Source organism: Amycolatopsis mediterranei (genome assembly GCF_026017845.1).
Taxonomy (GTDB): Bacteria; Actinomycetota; Actinomycetes; order Mycobacteriales; family Pseudonocardiaceae; genus Amycolatopsis; species Amycolatopsis mediterranei.
Window position 1 is genome coordinate 9517467 of sequence record NZ_CP100416.1, and the last position, 19007, is coordinate 9536473.

The 19007-nt window shown below is 72.3% G+C and carries 17 protein-coding genes and 1 tRNA gene; 5 read left to right on the top strand and 13 right to left on the bottom strand.

Annotation, left to right across the window (positions count from 1 at the left end):
- The first annotated feature begins 2 nt into the window (after positions 1 to 2).
- Positions 3 to 1118, top strand: a complete 1116-nt coding sequence (locus tag ISP_RS43060; protein WP_014467772.1) for a methyltransferase — start codon at positions 3 to 5, stop codon at positions 1116 to 1118.
- Between the two features lie 160 nt (positions 1119 to 1278).
- On the opposite strand, the gene ISP_RS43065 is transcribed toward ISP_RS43060, so the two are convergent.
- The 3 genes from ISP_RS43065 to ISP_RS43075 form a co-directional block, all read right to left on the bottom strand.
- Positions 1279 to 1351, bottom strand: a tRNA-Arg gene (locus ISP_RS43065).
- Positions 1352 to 1451: 100 nt separating this feature from the next.
- A complete protein-coding gene (locus ISP_RS43070; protein ID WP_014467773.1) occupies positions 1452 to 1613 on the bottom strand; it encodes a hypothetical protein in 162 nt (53 codons plus the stop codon).
- Between the two features lie 90 nt (positions 1614 to 1703).
- The gene (locus ISP_RS43075; RefSeq protein WP_013230065.1) at positions 1704 to 2978 is read right to left on the bottom strand and encodes an MFS transporter; all 1275 of its coding nucleotides are present in this window, start codon (positions 2976 to 2978) and stop codon (positions 1704 to 1706) included.
- Positions 2979 to 3048: 70 nt separating this feature from the next.
- Between ISP_RS43075 and ISP_RS43080 the strand changes: the two genes are divergently transcribed.
- Positions 3049 to 3963, top strand: a complete 915-nt coding sequence (locus tag ISP_RS43080) for a LysR family transcriptional regulator (RefSeq protein ID WP_230468615.1) — start codon at positions 3049 to 3051, stop codon at positions 3961 to 3963.
- Here the strand turns inward: ISP_RS43080 and ISP_RS43085 are convergent.
- A complete protein-coding gene (locus ISP_RS43085) occupies positions 3891 to 4886 on the bottom strand; it encodes an aldo/keto reductase (protein WP_176742196.1) in 996 nt (331 codons plus the stop codon). The two genes, ISP_RS43080 and ISP_RS43085, sit on opposite strands and share 73 nt — an antisense overlap.
- Positions 4887 to 4933: 47 nt before the next feature.
- Here ISP_RS43085 and pdxR point away from each other — a divergent pair, with 47 nt between their 5' ends.
- Both pdxR and ISP_RS43095 read left to right on the top strand, forming a co-directional pair.
- On the top strand, positions 4934 to 6256 hold the full coding sequence (gene pdxR, locus ISP_RS43090) for a MocR-like pyridoxine biosynthesis transcription factor PdxR (protein ID WP_230468616.1): 1323 nt from the start codon (positions 4934 to 4936) through the stop codon (positions 6254 to 6256).
- 92 nt (positions 6257 to 6348) lie between these two features.
- Positions 6349 to 9585 (top strand): GH92 family glycosyl hydrolase, encoded by a 3237-nt coding sequence (locus ISP_RS43095; RefSeq protein WP_013230069.1) that lies wholly within the window; start codon positions 6349 to 6351, stop codon positions 9583 to 9585.
- 81 nt (positions 9586 to 9666) lie between these two features.
- Here ISP_RS43095 and ISP_RS43100 read toward each other — a convergent pair whose 3' ends face one another.
- From ISP_RS43100 to ISP_RS43110, 3 genes are all read right to left on the bottom strand, one after another.
- Positions 9667 to 10725 carry a glycosyltransferase family 4 protein gene (locus tag ISP_RS43100; RefSeq protein ID WP_013230070.1) on the bottom strand — a complete coding sequence of 353 codons (1059 nt, stop codon included), beginning with the start codon at positions 10723 to 10725 and terminating at the stop codon, positions 9667 to 9669.
- Positions 10726 to 10849: 124 nt separating this feature from the next.
- Positions 10850 to 12334, bottom strand: coding sequence for a serine/threonine-protein kinase (locus ISP_RS43105; RefSeq protein WP_013230071.1), 1485 nt, complete (start codon positions 12332 to 12334; stop codon positions 10850 to 10852).
- Between the two features lie 138 nt (positions 12335 to 12472).
- The gene (locus ISP_RS43110; protein WP_013230072.1) at positions 12473 to 13273 is read right to left on the bottom strand and encodes an inositol monophosphatase family protein; all 801 of its coding nucleotides are present in this window, start codon (positions 13271 to 13273) and stop codon (positions 12473 to 12475) included.
- Between the two features lie 28 nt (positions 13274 to 13301).
- Here ISP_RS43110 and ISP_RS43115 point away from each other — a divergent pair, with 28 nt between their 5' ends.
- Positions 13302 to 14000: a creatininase family protein gene (locus tag ISP_RS43115; protein WP_013230073.1), complete on the top strand. Its 699-nt coding sequence runs from the start codon at positions 13302 to 13304 to the stop codon at positions 13998 to 14000.
- Here ISP_RS43115 and ribA read toward each other — a convergent pair.
- Genes ribA through ISP_RS43145 form a run of 6 tightly spaced genes read right to left on the bottom strand, consistent with a single transcriptional unit; the run spans position 13989 to position 18944 of the window.
- Complete coding sequence (gene ribA, locus ISP_RS43120) at positions 13989 to 14651, bottom strand: GTP cyclohydrolase II (RefSeq protein WP_034284081.1); 663 nt, start codon at positions 14649 to 14651, stop codon at positions 13989 to 13991. The two genes, ISP_RS43115 and ribA, sit on opposite strands and share 12 nt — an antisense overlap.
- A complete protein-coding gene (locus tag ISP_RS43125; RefSeq protein ID WP_013230075.1) occupies positions 14648 to 15667 on the bottom strand; it encodes a lysylphosphatidylglycerol synthase transmembrane domain-containing protein in 1020 nt (339 codons plus the stop codon). The genes ribA and ISP_RS43125 overlap by 4 nt, the downstream gene beginning before the upstream one ends.
- Entirely contained in the window at positions 15664 to 16491 is an 828-nt protein-coding gene (locus ISP_RS43130) for a methyltransferase domain-containing protein (protein ID WP_013230076.1), read from the bottom strand. Before ISP_RS43130 ends, ISP_RS43125 begins: the two co-directional genes overlap by 4 nt.
- Positions 16488 to 17555 (bottom strand): glycosyltransferase family 4 protein, encoded by a 1068-nt coding sequence (locus ISP_RS43135; RefSeq protein WP_013230077.1) that lies wholly within the window; start codon positions 17553 to 17555, stop codon positions 16488 to 16490. The genes ISP_RS43130 and ISP_RS43135 overlap by 4 nt, the downstream gene beginning before the upstream one ends.
- Positions 17552 to 17950, bottom strand: coding sequence for a 6-pyruvoyl trahydropterin synthase family protein (locus tag ISP_RS43140; protein ID WP_013230078.1), 399 nt, complete (start codon positions 17948 to 17950; stop codon positions 17552 to 17554). Before ISP_RS43140 ends, ISP_RS43135 begins: the two co-directional genes overlap by 4 nt.
- A gap of 31 nt (positions 17951 to 17981) precedes the next feature.
- Complete coding sequence (locus ISP_RS43145; RefSeq protein ID WP_013230079.1) at positions 17982 to 18944, bottom strand: zinc-dependent alcohol dehydrogenase; 963 nt, start codon at positions 18942 to 18944, stop codon at positions 17982 to 17984.
- Between the last annotated feature and the right edge of the window lie 63 nt (positions 18945 to 19007).

Sequence of the window (19007 nt, forward strand, 5' to 3'; positions counted from 1 at the left end):
TCATGTTCGTCCGCTGGGTCGAGGGCGACGAGGAGCTGACCGCCGAGTGGCGGTCGGAGAACAACGCGCCGCCGCCGGCCGAGATCGTCGTCGCCGACGACGAACTCACCGCCGACGAGGCCTACCGCCTGGCCGTCGAGGGCAAGGCCGTGTTGTGGCGCGGGGACTTCCAGAACGCGCGGCAGCTGCTGAAGGCGGTCGACCGGAGGATCGAGCGGGCGGGCAAGCGACGTCCGGCGAAGAACGCCACCGAGGCGTTCCACCTGCACCGCCAACGGCAGGCCCGGCAGGCCCAGCTGCTGGGCAGGCTGCTCGTGCCCGTCGACCCCGGGCACGTCGTCCCCCTGCGCCGGGCGCCGGACGTGCGGGAGGCGTGCACGGAGGCCTACGGCCCGGCGGAGGGGCCATCGGTCGTGTCGCTGCGCGAACTGCTCGGCGTGATCGGCGCGCACGAGTGGCGGCACAAGGGTGTCGAGGTGCCCGGGCTCGGCGCTCGGATCCACCCGCACTACGGGGTGTTCTCACCGGCCCGCGGCGAGTACGTCGACCTCGTGGCGGCGGCGCCGCTCCCGTCGAGCAGGCTCGCGTTCGACATCGGGACCGGCTCCGGGGTGCTCGCCGCGGTGCTGCTCGCCCGCGGGGTGGACTCCGTCGTGGCCACGGATCTGGACCAGCGGGCACTGGACTGCGCGCGGGACAACCTCGACCGGCTCGGGTTCGCCGATCGCGTGCGGTTCGTGCGGACGGACCTGTTCCCACCCGGCGAGGCACCCCTGGTCGTCTGCAATCCGCCGTGGCTGCCAGCCAAGCCGACCTCGCCGATCGAGCACGCGGTGTACGACCCGGGCAGCCGGATGCTCCGCGGATACCTGGACCGGCTGGGCAAGCACCTCGAGCCCGGCGGCGAGGGATGGCTGGTGCTGTCGGACCTCGCCGAGCACCTCGGGTTGCGGTCCCGCGCCGATATCCTCGAAGCGATCGACGCGGCCGGGCTGACGGTGGTGGGGAAGACCGACACGCGGCCGCGCCACCCGCGCGCATCCGATCCGGACGATCCGTTGCACGCCGCGCGCGCGGCCGAAGTCACGTCGCTCTGGCGGCTCGCCGTTCACCACTGAAACAGCACACACGGGCACCACCGAAAATCGACGTGCTTACCCGGCCACGATTTCGTTCGCGCTGGCTGAGCGTCCGAAGATCGGGCTTCCCGAAGAAGAGGGTCAAGCACGGGCCGACCCAGCGCGAAGCCCCTGGTCATCGCCCCGACCAGGGACTTTGTGCCCCCGGCAGGATTCGAACCTGCGACACCGGCTTTAGGAGAGCCGTGCTCTATCCCCTGAGCTACGAGGGCCTACACCGCACCCTAGCACCCGCCGGGACGTCGAGATCAGCCAGTCGACCCGACAGCCGAGCCACCGAGCCCACCCGAAACTTGCGCACAGCTTCAGGCTTCAGCCGTGCCAGGGGTTGCCGTCGGGGGTGGGCGTCGGGGTGACTACGGCGGCCGACACCCCGGCGTTGGCGTACGCGGTAGTGGCGCCGATCAGCGGCAGCGCGGCGAGCGCGCAGATCGCCAGCGCCGGGCCGGCAATTCCGGCCAGCTTCTTCACCATGACCAATCCTCCCCGGGAACGGTGATTTTTTCTCCGAGTGCTTCGGAGAATTCCCGGATCCAAGGATAACCGAAAGAGAGCAGTTTCGGCTCAGCTTTCCCGCACCAGCCGAGCCGCCGGGATCGCGGCGACGACCAGCGCTCCGGCCAGGAGCACGCCCGCCGCCGTGAGCAGTGCGATCGACGCCGTTGTGCCGGTCAGCAGCGCGCCCAGGATTGCCACTCCGAGAGCCGCGCCCGTCTGGCGGGATGCGTTCAACGCCCCGCCGGCGACGCCGGTCAGCTCGGGCGGGGCCGCCGTGACCACCGCCGCCAGCAGTGAGGGGATGGCCAGTGAGACGCCGAAGCCCAGCAGTGCCAGCGCGACCGCCGAGATGGCGGGCGAGGTTGACCACGCCTGGACCAGCGTGCCCGCGGACATCAGCAGGAAGCCCGAGACCGCCGGAACCCGGGGCCCGGAACGGGCCACCAACCGGCCGGTGAAAATCGGGTTGAACGCCGTCGGGATCGTCAGCGGGAGAAAGGCCAGGCCCGTCGCCGATGGCGGGTAACCGCGGTTTTCCTGGAAATACAGGGAAAGCACGAACAGTACTCCGGACAACCCGAAGTTCACGATCGCGCCCGCCGCCAGCCCGAGCGGGAACGCGCGTTTGCGGAACAAGCGGGCCGGGAGCATCGCCTCCGGGTGGCGCTGGGAGCGCACGAACACCGCGGCCGCGACCGCGGAGAGCAGCAACGCGCCCCACGAGCGCTCGATCAGGGCGTACGTCAGTGTCGACAAAGCGACTACGGCTGAGAGCTGGCCCACGACGTCGATGCGACCGGGCCTGGCCGGGCTCAGTGGGGCCGATCGGGACAGCGCCCAGGCGACCGCCGCCACCGGGACGTTGACCAGGAAGATCGCCCGCCAGCCGAACGCCTCCGTCAGGAGACCACCCAGGAGCGGCCCCGCCACCAAGCCGGTTCCGCTCACCGCGGCCCACACCCCCATCGCCTTCGCCCGCGCGGCAGGCACCGGGTAGGCCGCCGCGATCAGGGACAGCGATGACGGGACCAGCAGCGCGCCCGCCACGCCCAGCAGGGCGCGGAGGGCGATCAGCAACGGCGTCGCGAACGACAGCGCCGACAAACCGGACAGCGCCGCGAACGAGACCAGGCCGGCCGAGAACACCCGGCGGGCGCCGAAGCGGTCCGACCACGCCCCCGCCGTCAGCAGGAACGCCGCGAACGTCAGCGTGTAGCCGTTCGAAATCCATTGCTGTGCCGGCAAAGACGGCGAGAGAGCCGGGAGCGCGACCGTCACGATCGTCGTGTCCAGCATGACCAGGAAGTAGCCCAGCGAAAGGCCGGCGAGGAGTCTTGCCACCCCGAAAGCGTGACCGCTCGGTGATCTCGGCGGAAGCAGGCGGTTACGATGACGGCTATCGGGAACGCCGATGGGGGATGCCATGGAACTGCGCCACCTGCGCACCTTCCGCGCCGTCGCGCGGACGCTCAACTTCACCCACGCCGCCGCCGAGCTGCACTACGCGCAATCCAGCGTCACCGAACAGATCCAGACCCTCGAAGCCGAACTCGGCTCGAAGCTGTTCGAACGCGGGCGGCGGCTGCGGCTCACCGGCGCCGGAGAACGGCTCGTCGGCTACGCGGACCAGGTGCTGGAACTCGTCGAGGAAGCCCGGGCCGCGGTCGACGAGGAACGCGGTGAACCGGACGGCGACCTGACCATCGGCGCACTGGAAACGCTGTGCGCGCAACGGATCCCGGCCCTCTTCGGCGAATACCGGACGCGGTGGCCGCGCGTGCGGATCAGGCTGGAAGAAGGCAGCCGCGGCGAGCTCTACCAAGCCGTGCAACAGTCCGAAATGGACGTTTGCTTCACCTTCGGCGAGCCGCCCGCCGATCCGGCGCTCGCCAGTGCGTCGCTGGGCACCGAACCGCTCGTCGTCATCGTCCCGCCCGGCCATCCGCTGGCGCCGAAGGACGAAATCCGGCCCGGCGACCTCGACGGTGTCGGCTTCCTCGCGACACCCAACGGCTGCGGCTTCCGGGAGATGCTGGACCGGATCGACGGCCCCGTCGTCGAAGCGGAAGTCGGCAGCCTCGCCGCCCTCGCGCGGTGCGTGGCCGCCGGCCTGGGGTGCGGGATCGTGCCCGCCCTCGTCGAGCACGCGGGCGCGGTCGCCGTTCCGCTGGCCGGGGCGGCCACCGACCTCACCATGACGTGGCGGCGGCGCGACGAGCGCAAGCCGAGCGTCGCCGCGCTGCTCGCCACCGCCTACGCGTTGTCCAAGAAGGACAGCAATTCCTCCGGCAGCTCCAGTGTGAAGGCCGGCGCGATCGACTCGTAGTGCGCCCAGGTCCGCGGTCCGATCAGCGGGATGACGCCGTGGTGCAGCAACCACGCCAACGCCACCTGGTTGCCCGTGGCACCGAGTTCGGCCGCCACCTTGGCCACCGCGGTCAGGCGCGCTTCGGCGTCCGGACCCGCGTAGGAGCGCCACACCGGCGTGGACTCGCGGTAGGCGGCGTCGTCGTAGATCCCGCGCAGCAGCGAGGAATACGCCGCCAGCGAGACGTCCGGATGCGCGGCCAGCCAGTCCAGTAGCTCGCCGCTCGCGATCGACGCCGCTTCGACGCCCGCCGCGGGGCGGAGGTAGGAGTGCTGGACCTGCACGGCCACCGGGGAAGCCCACCCGTTGGCCAGCGCCAAGGTCCGGATGCGCTCCAGGCGCCAGGTGCGGACGTTGCTCCAGCCGATGTGCCGCACCTTGCCGGCGCGGACCAGTCCGTCCAAAGCGGACAGGGTCTCCTCGAGCGGAACGCGGCGGTCGTCCACGTGGACGTAGTAGAGGTCGATGTGGCCGGTGCCCAGCCGCCGCAGGCTCGCTTCGACCTCGCGCTCGATCACCGCGGCACCCGCGCCCTCGAACGTGCGCTCCACCGCGTCCCAGTCCACCGTGCCGTCCGCGTGCCGGGCCGCGCGGGCCGCCGGGAGGTCCGTGATCCCCGCCGACACCTTCGTGGCCAGGAAGACCCGGTCGCGGCGGCCCCGCAAGAGACGGCCGAGGAGTGCTTCGCTTTCGCCGCCCGTGGCGTCCGGCGCCCACCACGCGTAGCAGTTCGCCGTGTCCAGGAAGTCGCCGCCCGCGTCGAGGTACGCGTCCAGGATGCGGGCCGACGTCGGCTCGTCGGTCGACGTGCCCATCGTCATGCAGCCCAGCGACACCTGGCTCACCCGCCGGCCGGTCCGGCCCAGTTCCACCTTCTTCATGCCGACCACGCTAAGCCCGGATCGGTCCGGTACTACAGTCCAACACCGTGGCGGGATCACAGACCGATTGGGGCGTGCTGCTGGAGCCGGCCGGGCCGGGTCCGAAGCACGAACAGCTGGCCAGGGCCTTGCGCAAGGCGATCCGGGAGGGCGTCTTGGACGGCACTGTCCCGCCGAGCCGCCGGCTCGCCGCCGACCTCGGGTGCTCACGGTGGGTCGTCACGCAGGCGTACGCCCAGCTCGTCGCCGAGGGGTACCTGGCCGGGCACACCGGATCGGCCACCCGGATCCGGCGGGTGGGTGACGCGGTGGCGGCGGCGGAACCGGCGCGCGCGGCCCCGCCGCGGTACGACCTCGCTCCGGGCCTGCCGGACCTGCGGAACTTTCCCCGCCGGCCGTGGGCCGAAGCGGTGCGCGAAGTCCTGGCGACCACACCGCACCCGGACTTCGGACTGCCCGAGCCGGGCGGCCACCCCCGGCTGCGGCAGGTCCTGGGCGACTACCTCCGGCGCGTCCGCGGCGCCGCGCCCGGCACCGTGCTGGTCTGCGGCGGCGTCACCGACGGCGTGGCCGGCGTGTGCCGCGCCCTGGTCGAGCGCGGCAGCACGCGCCTGGCCGTCGAAGATCCCGGGTGGACGCGGTTGTGGCGGGCGGCCGAGAGCGCCGGGATGACCGTCGACCCGGTGCCGGTCGACGACGAGGGCATCGACGTCGGGCGCATTCCGGCGGGCGTCCGCGCCGTGCTCGTCACGCCCGCGCACCAGTTCCCCACCGGCTCCGTCCTCTCGCCACGGCGGAGGGCCGAGCTCCTCGGCTGGGCGCGCGACGTCGACGGGCTGATCCTCGAAGACGACTACGACGCCGAGTTCCGGTACGACCGGCGGCCCGTCGGCACCGTCCAGGGCACCGACCCGGCGCGGGTCGCGCTCTTCGGGTCGGTGAGCAAGACGCTCAGCCCCGCGCTCGGCCTCGGCTGGGCCGTCCTGCCTCCACAGTGGACAGTTCGGGCGCACCCGCCACCCGTGGTCGACCAGCTCGCGCTCGCCGGCTTCGTCGAAAGCGGCGGCTACGACCGGTACCTGCGCGGCGCCCGGCTGCGGTACCGCGCCCGGCGCGACCGGCTCGTCGCCGCGCTCGGGCCCGCGCGGCTCTCCGGGGCCGCCGCCGGGCTGCACCTCCTGCTCCACCTCGACCGGGACGCCGCGGCCGTCGTCCGGAGGGCGAAGGCAGCCGGCGTCAAGGTGGCCGATCTCGACGGCTACCGGGCGGCGCCGGGCGAGCCCGCGCTCGTCCTCGGCTACGGCAACCTCGCCGACTCCGGCGTCGAAGCCGCCGCCCGGCTGCTCCGGCAAGCGATGACAACGGCTTGACCTGCTTGCCGCCTTCTCAAATGCCCCCCGATGTGAAAAGCTGCTGGACAGTCCGCTTCTGACAACGTTGTCACCTGGGAGGTGCGCGCCCCATGGGGTCGCCAAGCAGACCACTGATCGCCGCCGCGGCCGCCGTGCTCGTGGTCGCCGCCTCGACCCAGGCCACCGCGGCCGCCGCCGTGCCGGTCGATCCGGTGAGCCTGGTCAACCCGTTCGTCGGCACGCAGAACTTCGGGAACACGTTCCCGGGCGCCAGTGCGCCCTTCGGAATGGTGCAGGTCAGCCCGGACACCGGCGGGCAGGGCGGCTACGACTACCTGCAGAACGCGATCTACGGCTTCAGCCAGACGCACCTGTCCGGCGTCGGCTGCGGCGTGATGGGCGAGCTGCCGATCATGCCGACCACCGGCGCCGTGGACAACGTTGACAAGAACGCCTACCGGTCCGGATACAGCCACGACGACGAGCACGCCGAGCCCGGCTACTACCGCGTCGGCCTCAAGAAGTACGGCATCGACGCGGAACTGACGGCGACCGCGCGCACCGGCTGGCAGCGCTACACCTTTCCGTCGACCGGCGCGGCGAACGTCCTGTTCAACACCGGTCAGGCCAACCAGTCCGTCAAGGACTCCGAGATCCACGTCGTCGGCGACCGGACGCTCGAAGGGCGGGTGAAAGCCGGCGGCTTCTGCGCCGGGCACGACGAACACACCGTCTACTTCACCGCCACCTTCGACCGGCCGTTCAGCTCGTTCGGCACCTGGCGCGATTCGACGCGCACGCCCGGCAGCCGCGACGCCGCGGGCACCGGCGGCAACGGCGCCTGGGCGAGCTTCGACGCGACCACCGACCACGACGTCGTGCTCAAGGTCGGCCTGTCCTACACCGGTCTCGACGGCGCGCGAAAGAACCTCGCCGCGGAGACCAAGGACTTCGACTTCGACGCCACGAAGACCGCGCTGCACCAGCAGTGGGTGGACCGGCTCGGCGCGATCAAGATCGCCGGCGGCACCACCGAGCGGCAGACGGCGTTCTACACCGCGCTCTACCACGCTCAGCTGCACCCGAACCTGGCCGGCGACACCGACGGCGCGTACACCGGCTTCGACGGCAAGGTGCACACCGCGAGCGGCTACACGCCGTACCAGAACTTCTCGCTGTGGGACACCTACCGGCCGCAGAACCAGCTCCTCGAAATGCTGGAACCGCAGGTCGCGCGGGACGTCGCCCTGTCGGTCGTCGCCATCGGGCGCGACGGCGGGTGGCTGCCGCGGTGGGCGCTGGCCGAGAGCGAAACGAACATCATGACCGGCGACCCGGTGACGCCGTTCCTCGTCGAGGCGTGGTCGAAGGGCCTGCTCGCCGGGCACGAGGAAGAGGCGTACGCGCTGCTCAAGAAGAACGCGACGAGCACGCCGCCCGCCGATTCGCCGTACAACGGCCGCTCCGGCGTCAACTACTACAACGAGCGTGGGTACATCCCGAGCGGGCTGGAGCTCGGCAAGGACTGCGCGGCCAAGGGCGGCGACAACGACTGCGAGCACCCGGCGTCGGCGACCATGGAGTACTCGGCGGCCGATGCGGCGCTGGCGTTGATGGCCCGCGGGCTGGGCCACGGCGCCGACGCGAAGATGTTCGCCGACCGCGGTCAGTGGTACAAGAATCTCTGGGACTCGTCGACGCAGCAGTTCCGCCCGCGCACGACCGAGGGCACCTTCCTCGCGCCGTACAACCCGGTCGACGCCGGCCACCAGTTCCACGAAGGCGGCGCCTACCAGTACCAGTGGCTCGTGCCGCAGGACCCGGCCGGGCTCGTCTCGCTGATGGGCGGCCGGACGTCGACGGAGAAGCGGCTTGATTCCTTCTTCGCCTACGACAAGCTGCTGGCCGATCCCGCCGGCACCGCGCGGAAGGACTGGATCGCCAGCCCGTACGACTACTACGGCAAGTCCACCTACAACCCGAACAACGAGCCCGACCTGCTCGCCCCCTACACGTACAACTGGGTCGGCGCGCCGGCGAAGACGGCGACCGTCGTCCGCGCGGCGATGACGTTGTTCACCACCGGCCCCGACGGCATGACCGGCAACGACGACCTCGGCACCATGTCGGCCTGGTACGTCTTCTCGTCGCTCGGCCTGTACCCGACGATGAGCGGCGCGAACTTCCTCGCGCTGTCGAGCCCGCAGTTCGAGTCGGCGACCGTCCGGATCGGACAGTACGGCTCCGCGCAGGGCGGGACGCTCACGGTGTCGGCGCCGGGCGCGAGCGACGCGAACCGGTACATCCAGCGCGTGTCGCTCAACGGCCGGGACGTCCGGCAGACGTCCCTGGACTGGGCTTCGCTGGCGCACGGCGGCACGCTCGCGCACCAGCTCGGGTCCCGGCCGTCTTCGTGGGGAACCTCGCCGTCCGCGGCCCCGCCTTCGGTGAACAACGCGCCGGGTGACCAGCGGCGGCACGTCGACGCTTCGCTGCGGCAGACGTCCGTGGTGATCCCGTCCGGCACCGCGCAGCAGGTCCACCTCGACCTGGACGTGGTGGCCCAGAACCCGGTGGTGCAGCCGGTGACGGTCTCGGTCACGGCGCCGTGGAAGACCCTGGTCCAGCCGTGGGAGTTGATCTGGTCCGGACGGCTGCCGGTGCAGCGGACGGTGCCGATCACGGTGAATGTGCCGGTGGGCGCGGCTCTCGGGACCTACCCGGTGCAGGTGACGGTGTCGGGCTTGGGCGCGAACACGGTGACCCGCTCGGCGACGATCGAGGTCCGCACGCCGTCGGCGTGCGTGTCGCCGGGCCCGCAGTGCGCGGTGGACTTGGGCCGCGACCGCAACCACGACGGCACGGCGACCGTGGCCGCGTCCACGGAAGGCAATTTCGACGGCGGCGGCTGGAGCTACGACGCTTCGCTGCTCCCGGCGGCGGGGCCGGTGGTCTGGGACGGCGTCACGTACGCGGCGCCGGACGCTTCGGGGACGTCACCCAACTTCGTGGAGGCCCGCGGGCAGTCGCTGCTGCTCCCCGCCGGGCAGCACGGGGCGTTGAAGCTGGTCGGGGCGTCGCACAACGGGCCGGTGTCGACGACGCTGACGGCGCACTACACCGACGGCACGAGCGCCGACCTGGCCGTGACCTTCGGCGACTGGGCGGGGTCCGGCAGTCCGGTGCTGCTCGAGATGCCGCACCGGATCAAGGCCGGCAGCGGGATCGACGGGCCGCCGGTCCGGTTGTTCGGGATTTCGGCCGGGCTGGACGGCGGGAAGACCGTGCAGTCGGTGAGCCTGCCGAACGACCCGCGGGTGGAGGTCTACGCGCTCACCCTGGCGTGACGGTCCGGTTCGCCGGTGCTCCGGCGAACCGTTCCGCCAAGTCAGGGCGAAGGCTGGAATCTCAGCACCCCGGCAAGGCCGTCAGGCGACGATCCGCGGTTCGGACGCCAGCCGCGACAGGACGTGCGTCAGGCGGCGGGCCGCCACGTCCCACTCCTCCAGCGCGCTGCCCCGGCCCAGCGCCGCCGTGCGCAGGGACCTTCTCAACTCCGGGTCCGCGTACCAGCGGTGCAGCGCGTCGGCCAGTGCGAACGGGTCGTCCGGCTCGACGAGCAGGCCCGGCATCTCGCCGTCGGCGTCGACGCCCAGTGCGTCGTACACCCCGCCCACCTCGGCGGCCAGCACCGGGATGCCCCTGGCCAGCGCCTGGGCCACGAACATGCCCGACGTCGCCGCGCGGGCCGGGATGACCAGCAGGTCCGCCGCGTTGTACGCCGCGCCGAGGTCGACCGCGTCGCCCGCGAGCGTGATGCGGTTGCCGAGGCCGAGCCGCTCGATCGACCAGCCGAGCTCGGCGACGTACGCCGGGTCCGCCTCCAGCGAACCGGCGAACACGCACGACAGGGCCAGGTGGTCGACCTCGCCGAGGGCCTGGACCAGCACGTCGTGGCCGTTGCGGTGGGTCACCTCGCCCACGCAGAGCAGCCGGGACACGCCGTCCGCGCCCGCCGCGAGCGGGGCCGCGTCGGTTCCTGGCTTGGCGACGTAGACGCGGCCCGGGTCCAGGTCGTGGCGGTCGATCAGCAGGCGGGCGAGCCACGGGCTGGTCGCGACGACCATCCCGGCCATCCGCAGCGTCTCGCGCTCGCACGCGTCGAGCTCCGCGGCGTGCGCCGGGGCGAGCCCCGGCTCGTCGGCCAGGGCCTGGTGCACCAGCACGGCCAGGCGCAGCCGCCGCGCGTGCGGGACGACGATCTCGGGGACGCCGGAGGCGATCATGCCGTCGAGCAGCACGACCGTCCGGTCCGGCAGCGCGGCGAGCGACCGCGCCAGTCTCCGTCTCGACGTCGCGTCCGGCTCCGGCCAGTCGCCGGCGATCGGCAGCTCCAGCACCGGCTGCCCGACGGCGGGCAGGTTCTGGCACATCCGCTTGTCGTAGGTGTCGCTGCCCGGCGGCGCGGCCGGGAGGATGAACACCATCGGGTCGGCGGGCCTCATCGCGCACGCCGGAGCAGGTCGGGTTCGGAAACAGACACGGCTACCTCCAGCGTGGATCGACGGCGGTGACGGCTCATACGTCACACGCACCCCGGCCCGCGAAGGTTCAGCTCTGCGAGTCAATCTTCCAGACGCCGTTGTCCTGGACGAGCGTGAAGGTGTCGTTCTCGGGGTTGCCGCCGTCGTAGGTGACGTGCGCGGTGACCCGGTTGGGCCCGACCTCCTTGACGCTGGTCGCCTGCACCACCCGGTACTGGCCCCAGAAGTTCTTGTACCTCTCGTACGTCTGGTTGCGCGAGGCCCGGAACTTGTCCGTGAGCAGGTTCCACGCCGCCTGCGGATTGCCCGGGAGCAGCGAGTAGTAGTCGCTCAGCGCCTGCGCCGCCGTCTTCGACGAGGACACCGTCGAAACCGTCTGCGAGGTCGGCGCGGTCGACGGCGCCGAGGTCGCCGACGTCGGTGGCGAAGAGGGCGCAGGCGTCGACGGCTGCGTCGAGGGAGTCGCGGACGCCGAGGTGGACGGCGTCTGCGACGGCGGTGCGGCCACGTTGTTGTCCTGCGGCGCCCGCTGCCGCACGACCAGCAGGATCGCCACGACGACCGCCACGCACAGCAGCGCCGCGCCCGCCCCGACGGCGATCAGGCCCTTGCGCGCGCCCGGCGACACCGTGGTGACCTCGCCCGCGGGCACGGAGACGGCGGCCGGCACGGTCGGGACAGCGGGGAGCTCGGTTTCCGGCACCGTCGCCGCGAGCACCGAATCGCCGGGCTCCGCGTCCGGCAGGAGCGCCAGCAGCTCCTGCTCGACTTCGTCCATCGACGGGCGCTCGGCCGGCTCGGAGGCCAGCATCCGCAGCAGCAGCGGCGTCAGCCGGCCCGCCTTCTCCGGCGGCACGATCTCGCCGCTGGAGGCCTTGTAGAGCAAGGCGATCGGGTTGTCGGCGGTGCCGTACGGCGACTGTCCCTCGACGGCGGCGTACAGCGTGGCCCCGAGCGAGAAGACGTCGGCGGCGAAGTCCGCGTCTTCGCCGCGGGCCACTTCGGGCGCGAGGTACGCGGGCGTTCCGGCGATCTCCCCGGTGGCCGTCAGCTTGACGTCACCGATCGCGCGCGAGATGCCGAAGTCGGTGATCTTCGCCGTGCCGTCCTCGGAAACCAGGATGTTGGCCGGCTTCACGTCGCGGTGCACCACCCCGGCGCGGTGCGCGCCGGCCAGCGCCGAGCTGATCTGCACGCCGACGCGGATGGCGTCGTCCACCGTGGCCGGCTCCTCGCCGAGCACCAGTGCCAAGCTCTTCGACGGCAGGTACTCCATCACCAGCCACGGCCGGTCCTCCTCCTCGAGGACGGCGAACACGGTGATCGCGTGGGAATGCTGGAGCCGGGCGGCGATCCGCGCCTCGCGCATCGCGCGGTTCTTCGCCTCCTGGGTGCGTTGCTCGTCGTGGTCGTGCGGCAGCAGGAGTTCCTTGATCGCCACGGTGCGGTCGAGCTTTTCGTCCTGGGCCCGCCACACCGTGCCCATCGCGCCGCCGCCGATCGGCTCGAGCAGCCGGTACCGATCGCGGATCCGGCGACTTTCCACGAGCATCCACCATTCTCCGAAGTGGCCGACGAGATCCGGTCAGCATGCCAGCCTGCGCGGCCGACCGGTACCAACGTAACCGAAAACCTTGCGCGGACAGCGCAAAAGAGCGCTGTGGCGCCGCCCACGGTGTACCCAGGAATCCTAACGAACAACCCCGTACGCCCGATCAAGTGCGTCCACGATCTCCTTGCGCAGCCCGGCGCCGACGGCGATCGTCGCCTCGGAACCGACCGTGTGCTCGCTGCCGTCGCGGTCGACGACGACACCGCCGGCCTCCCGCACGAGCAGCACGCCGGCCATGGTGTCCCACGGGTTGTTGGACAGGATCAGTGCGGCGTCGAGCTTTCCGTCCGCCACCCAGGCGAGGTCGATGGCCGCCGTGCCGAGCATCCGGATCTTCTGCGCCCGCGCGCCGAGGTCCGACAGCAGCGTCAGCCGCGCGCGGTTCTTCTCCTCGGCGAGCTCGCCGATCGCGAAGTCCCCGACGGCGATCATCGCGTCGGACAATTCCGTCGCGGTGGAAGCGCCGACGCGCTCTCCGTTCGCGAAGGCGCCTTCGCCGCGCGCTGCGGTGTAGGTGACGCCGAGGTACGGCAGCGTGATCGCGGCGACCGTGCTGTGCTCGCCGTCCACCAGCGCCAGGGAAATCCCGCAGAGCGGAATTCCGCGGGCGAAGTTGGCGGTCCCGTCGATGGGGTCGAGCGCCCACCAGCGGCCGCCGCCGTCCCCGCTGCGGCCGCGCTCCTCGCCGAGGATCCCGATCTCCGGCGTCTCGGCGGTGAGGAACTCCCGCAGCGCGTCCTCGACCGCGGTGTCGACGTCGGTCACCAGATCGCGATCGCCTTTCGCGGAAACGGAAAAACTCGGGCGCGACCTGACGATCTCCGTCGCCTTCGCCACGGCCTCGCGCGCGACGTCCAGTAGTGCGGCATGCTCGGTCATGCCACCAACATAGAGAAGGGACGCGCGCATGACCGATCTGTTCCCGCTCGCCACCACCGCCGACGAGCAGGAGCGGCGGGCGTCGGTCGCGGTGCTCCCGGTCGGCAGCTTCGAGCAGCACGGCGCGCACCTCCCGCTGGCGACCGACACGGTGATCGCGGCCACCCTCGCCGGCGCGGTGGCCGAGGCGTACCCCGTCCTCCACCTGCCGCCGATCACGATCTCGTGCTCGCACGAGCACGCGGGCTGGGCCGGCACGGTGAGCATTTCGGCGCGCACGCTGCACGCCGTGGTCACCGATGTCGCCGCGTCCCTGAAAGCGTCCGGGGTGGACCGGCTCGTGCTGGTCAACGGGCACGGCGGCAACTACGTACTGTCCAATGTGGTCCAGGAGGCGGCGGGCGCGATGGCGCTGTTCCCGGGGGTCGCGGACTGGCAGGCGGCGCACACCGCGGCCGGCCTGCGGACGTCACTGGACGACGACATGCACGCGGGCGAGCTGGAGACGTCGATCCTGCTGCACGCCCACCCGCACCTGGTCCGGCCCGGACACGAAACGGCCGACCACGTCACCGACCGGGAGCACCTGCTGACACTGGGCCTGCGGGCCTACACGGAGTCGGGGGTGGTCGGCCGTCCTTCGCTGGCGAGCGCGGCCAAGGGGCACGTCGTGCTGGACACGCTGGTCCAGCGCTTCGCCGGGGTGCTCGAGGTGCTAGGCGCCTGAGAACGCCTGGCCCAGGTGCGGCAGCAGGTGGGCCATCCGCTCGGCCTTCGTCCGCAGGTACCGCAGGTTCTCCGGATTCGGCGGAACCAGCAGCGGCACCTGCTCGCTGATCCGGATTCCGTAGCGCGTGAGCTGTTCGACCTTCGCCGGGTTGTTCGACAGCAGGCGCACCGAGCGGACGCCGAGGTCGGTCAGGATGCCCGCCGCCGCGTGGTAGTCGCGGGCGTCGACCGGCAGGCCCTGCGCCACGTTCGCGTCGACCGTGTCGAGGCCCTCGTCCTGCTGCAGGCGCATCGCCTCGAGCTTCGCGAGCAGGCCGATCCCGCGGCCCTCGTGGCCCTGGACGTAGACGAGCACGCCCGAGCCCTCCTCGACGATCCGGTCCAGCGCCACCGCCAGCTGGTCGCCGCACTCGCAGTGCGTCGAGCCGAAGACGTCGCCGGTCAGGCATTCGCTGTGCACCCGGACCAGCGCACCGAGCGGGGCGACGTCGCCGTAGACCAGCGCGACCTGCTCGGTGCCGGTGCGGTCGAGGTACCCGAACGCGCGGAAGGTCCCGTGCCGGGTCGGCAGCCGGGTTTCGACGACCCGCTCGACCACGGCCCGGCGCGGCAGACCCCCGGCAAGATCACTGACGTCACTTGCGGTCATGACTTCAACCCCACTTCCGATTCGATCCCGGTGTCGGCCGCCGTGCGCGGAGCGGGCACGACACCGGTGTGCGGAGCGCGGGTCTCGCGGAACCCGGCGACACTCCGGACGAACAGGACACCGGCGCCAGGCAGGCTCGCGACGAGCGTGAGCACGCCGTAGACCACGGCGACGGTGACACCTTGGGCGGCTCCCAGACCGGCCGCGCCGAAGAGCAGGGCGCAGACGCCCTCGCGCGGGCCGAAGCCGCCGACGTTGAGGGGGAGGCCCATCGCGAGCAGCGCGAGGACCATCAGGGGCACCAGCTGCCACACCGGCGCGCCGACCCCGGCGACGCGGGCGGCGACGACGAACAGGGCCAGGTGCCCGGCCAGGGTCGCGACGGACAGGAAGCCCACGCTGGGCCACGTCTCGCGGGTCAGCAGCCCGAGCCGGACGTCGGCGAGGGTGGCGGCGAAGCCGCGGCGCCACTTCGACGGGCTGTGGATCCAGCGGCCGCCCAGCAGGCGGCCGACGACCAGCGCGGTGACGGCGGCCAGCACGACGACCACCCCGGCCACCACCACGACCTCGCGGAACGCGCCGGGGACGACGTCCGGCGACGCGAGCACGACGGTGACCGCGGAGGCGATCAGCACGACCTGGCCGGCGGTGCGTTCCAGGACGACGGCCCGCACGCCGCGCGGCACGTCCCCGCTGTCACGGCCGTGCTGGACCGCGCGGTGGACGTCGCCGAGGACGCCGGCGGGCAGCACGCCGTTGAAGAACAGCGCGCGGTAGTAGTCGGCGACGGCGGTGCGCAGCGAAAGCCGCAGGCCGAGCCGGGTGGCGACGATCTGCCAGCGGCCCGCGCTGAACAGCGTCGTCGTGAAGCCGATGGCGAGGGCGGCCAGCACGCCGGGGACGCTGATCCGGCCGAGCCCGTCGAGGAAGGCGGCGCTGCCGAGCTGCCAGACGAGGACGGCGAGGATGCCGGCCGCGCCGAGGATCCGCAGCCAGGCCAGTGCGCGCTTCACGCCGCCACCGCCCGGCTCGGCGGCAGGACCAGCAGGTCGCCGTGGTGGATCACCGCGTGCAGCTCGCCGGAGCGGGCCATTTCCAGCCGCCGCTGCAGGTAGACGTCGGCGACCGGGCGCAGCTCCGGCAGCTGCTCGACGGCGGCGCCGACCCAGCCTTCGAGCCACTGCCGCTGCAGTTCGGCCTGGTCCGGGCCGAGCCGCCAGGCGCTGTCCGCGCGGACGACCGTCGCGCCGAGCCTGCCGAACGCGGTCGCGGCGACGTCCACGGCGTTCGGGCCGAGCAGCCGGCGGCCGTCTTCGGTGACCCGGCGCTGGTGGGCGTTGAACGCAGCGGCGAGCGCGGGGTCGAGCGGGTCGGCGGGCGAGAGCTCCACCTTGCCGGTGACCGACAGCATCAGCAGGGCCGCGCAGCCGGCTTCGACGACCGCCGTGGCCAGTGCCGTGACCTCGTCCCTGGTCAGCAGGTCGAGCAGGGCGGACGCGGTGACCAGCGACGTCCCGGCGAGGTCGGCGGCCCGCAGCGCGGTGATGTCGCGCTGCTCGGCGACGGCGTCGACCGGGCTGCCGTCGAGCGCGGTGCCCGGGAGGCTCGCCTGGGCGTGGGCGAGCAGGTCGGTGTCGTGGTCGTGCAGGATCCAGTGCTGGCTGCCGGGCAGGCGGGCGGCCAGCCAGCGGCCGAGCGAGCCGGTGCCGCAGCCCAGGTCCCGAACCACGAAGTCCTCGGGCAGGTGGGCGCGCAGCGGTTCGAGGAGCTCGGTGGCGCGGGCCGCGGCGTCGGCGGGTTCGCGCAGGTAGAGCCAGTCGGGGGCGAACGCGGTCATGCCGCCGCCTCCTGCCGGTGCAGGATCTCGGCGATCCGGCGGGCGGTGTGGTCCCAGCCGGTCAGGGTCTCGCGGCGCAGCTTCGCCGACGCGCGCAGCCGCGTCCGCAGCGCGGGCTCGGTGAGCCAGCGGCGCAGGGCGGCGCCGAGCGCCTCGACGTCGTCGCCCGGGACGAGCATGCCGGGCACCGAGCCGTCCGGCGCGACGCCGACGGTGTCGGGCAGCGCGTCGACGTCGGTGGTCAGCACCGGCACGCCGCGGGCGAGGGCCTCGGTGACGACCATGCCGAAGGTCTCGGCGCGCGAGGGCAGCACGAGCAGGTCGGCGGTGTGGTAGGTGGCCTCGAGCGCCGCGCCGGTGCGCGGGCCGGTGAGCGTGAAGCGGGCGCCGAGCCGGTGCTCGCGCAGCCGCTCGACGTACTTGGTCTCGCGGCGGATCCCGCCGACGCATTCGCAGGTCCAGCGCAGGTCGGCGACGGTTTCGAGGGCCTGGGCGAGCACGCCCTGGCCCTTGCGCGGGGTCACGTTGGCCACGCAGACCAGCCGGGACACCCCGTCGGTGCCGACGGCGAGCGGCGCCGGGTCGACGCCCGGGGTCACGGAGTGCACGCGGTGCGGGGCCAGGCCGTGGTGGCCGATCAGGCGGCGCGCGGCCCACTCGCTGGTCGCGACGACCGAGCCGACGGCCCGCAGCGTCTCGCGCTCCAGCGCGTCGAGCTCGGCGGCGAGCGCGGGCGGCAGGCCGGTCTCGTCGGCCAGCGGCAGGTGCACCAGCACCGACACCGACAGCCGGCGTGCCTGCGGGACGACGACCTCGGGCACGCCGCACGCGACCAGACCGTCGAGCAGCACGGCCGAGCCGGTGGGCAGCGCGGAGAGCAGGTGGCCGAGGACCGCGCGGGCCTCGGTGTCCGGCCGCGGCCAGCTGCCGGAGACGGCGATCTCGTGCACGTCGAAGCCGGCGGCGGCGAGCCGGTCGCACATCCGGCGGTCGTAGGTGTTCCCACCGCTGGGCACGGACGAGTCGTCGACGTCCCCGGGGAGGACCACGTAGAGGGAGTTCACAGGGCACGCTCGTAACTCGCCCAGGCGATGTGCGATTCGTGCAGCGAGACGACGATCCCGTCGAGGCCGCGCGCGCCTTCACCGAGGCGTCCGGCGTGGACGGCGTCGGCGAGGCGGTCGGCGATGACCTTCGCGAGGAACTCGGTCGAGGTGTTGATGCCCTTGAACTCCGGCTCGTCGTCGAGGTTGCGGTAGTTCAAGTCGCTCAGCACCGCCCCGAGTTCCTCCGTGGCCTTGCCGATGTCGACGACGATGTTGTCCTCGTCGAGCTCGGCCCGGCGGAACGTCGCATCCACCACGAAAGTCGCCCCGTGCAGGCGTTGCGCGGGACCGAAGACTTCCCCGCGGAAACTGTGGGCGACCATCACGTGGTCACGGACGGTGATGCTGAACACCAAGACCTCCGATGCGTTCGGGTGGACGTGGTCACTGCGGCTGATACATGACACGGAGGCACAGGGCGGAAAGTTCATTCGCGACCAGCCGGGGTAGCACGGACGGAAGATCCTTAAACATGCACTCGCCGCTGACCAGCGCTTCGAACGCCGGATCGGCCAGCAGATCCAGGGCGACGGCGAGGCGCTGGGCGTAGCTGCGGTCGGGCCGCGCGACCGTCCCGACCTGGCTGCTGCGGATCACCAGCCGTCGCGAATGGAAGTTCTCGCCGAGCGGGACGCTGACCCGGCGGTCGCCGTACCACGACAGCTCGACGACCTCCCCTTCCGGCGCGAGTAGTTCCAGGGCTTTGGTGAGGCCGGCCTCGGACGCGCTGGCGTGCACGACGAGGTCGCAGTCGCCGAGCGCCTCGTCCGGTGTCGAGAACTCGACCCCGAGCGCGGCGGCGATGTCCGCTTTGGCCGGATCGACGTCGATCAGCTGCACCCGCGCGGCCGGGAAGCCGGTGAGCAGCTTCGCGACGCTGCAGCCGACCATCCCGGCGCCGATGACGGCGATCCGGTCGCCGAGCCGCGGGCGCGCGTCCCACACGGCGTTCACCGCCGTCTCGACGGTGCCGGCCAGGATCGCGCGCCCGGGCGGGACGGCAGCCGGCACCGGCGTCACCGCGCTCGCCGGGACGACGTATGCGGTCTGGTGCGGGTAGAGGCAGAAGACCGTCTTGCCGTCGAGGTGCGCCGGGCCCTGTTCGACGACGCCGACGTTGAGGTAGCCGTACTTGACCGGGCCGGGGAACTCGCCCTCCTGGAAGGGCGCGCGCATGACGGCGTGCTGGCTCGCCGGGACGCCCCCGCGGAAGACCAGGGTTTCGGTGCCGCGGCTCACGCCGGAGTACAGCGTGCGGACGAGCACGTCGTCCGGCCCGGGCGCGGGCAGCCGCTCCTCGCGCAGCTGTCCCGAGCCGGGACTTTGAACCCAGAAAGCCTGTTCCACGTGTTTCTCCTCAGCGGGCGTCCGGAGGCTGGCGTCGCCACCCTATGAGCAATTCGCGGAGTC

What these genes read in the sequence shown, in the direction of transcription:
- ISP_RS43060 (WP_014467772.1), top strand. Translation starts at nt 3, where the DNA reads ATGTTCGTCCGCTGGGTCGAGGGCGACGAGGAGCTGACCGCCGAGTGG.
- ISP_RS43130 (WP_013230076.1), bottom strand. Translation starts at nt 16,491, where the DNA reads ATGACCGCGTTCGCCCCCGACTGGCTCTACCTGCGCGAACCCGCCGAC.
- ISP_RS43105 (WP_013230071.1), bottom strand. Translation starts at nt 12,334, where the DNA reads ATGCTCGTGGAAAGTCGCCGGATCCGCGATCGGTACCGGCTGCTCGAG.
- ISP_RS43070 (WP_014467773.1), bottom strand. Translation starts at nt 1,613, where the DNA reads ATGGTGAAGAAGCTGGCCGGAATTGCCGGCCCGGCGCTGGCGATCTGC.
- ISP_RS43100 (WP_013230070.1), bottom strand. Translation starts at nt 10,725, where the DNA reads ATGGTGTTCATCCTCCCGGCCGCGCCGCCGGGCAGCGACACCTACGAC.
- ISP_RS43085 (WP_176742196.1), bottom strand. Translation starts at nt 4,886, where the DNA reads ATGAAGAAGGTGGAACTGGGCCGGACCGGCCGGCGGGTGAGCCAGGTG.
- ISP_RS43115 (WP_013230073.1), top strand. Translation starts at nt 13,302, where the DNA reads ATGACCGATCTGTTCCCGCTCGCCACCACCGCCGACGAGCAGGAGCGG.
- ISP_RS43080 (WP_230468615.1), top strand. Translation starts at nt 3,049, where the DNA reads ATGGGGGATGCCATGGAACTGCGCCACCTGCGCACCTTCCGCGCCGTC.
- ISP_RS43110 (WP_013230072.1), bottom strand. Translation starts at nt 13,273, where the DNA reads ATGACCGAGCATGCCGCACTACTGGACGTCGCGCGCGAGGCCGTGGCG.
- ribA (WP_034284081.1), bottom strand. Translation starts at nt 14,651, where the DNA reads ATGACCGCAAGTGACGTCAGTGATCTTGCCGGGGGTCTGCCGCGCCGG.
- ISP_RS43095 (WP_013230069.1), top strand. Translation starts at nt 6,349, where the DNA reads ATGGGGTCGCCAAGCAGACCACTGATCGCCGCCGCGGCCGCCGTGCTC.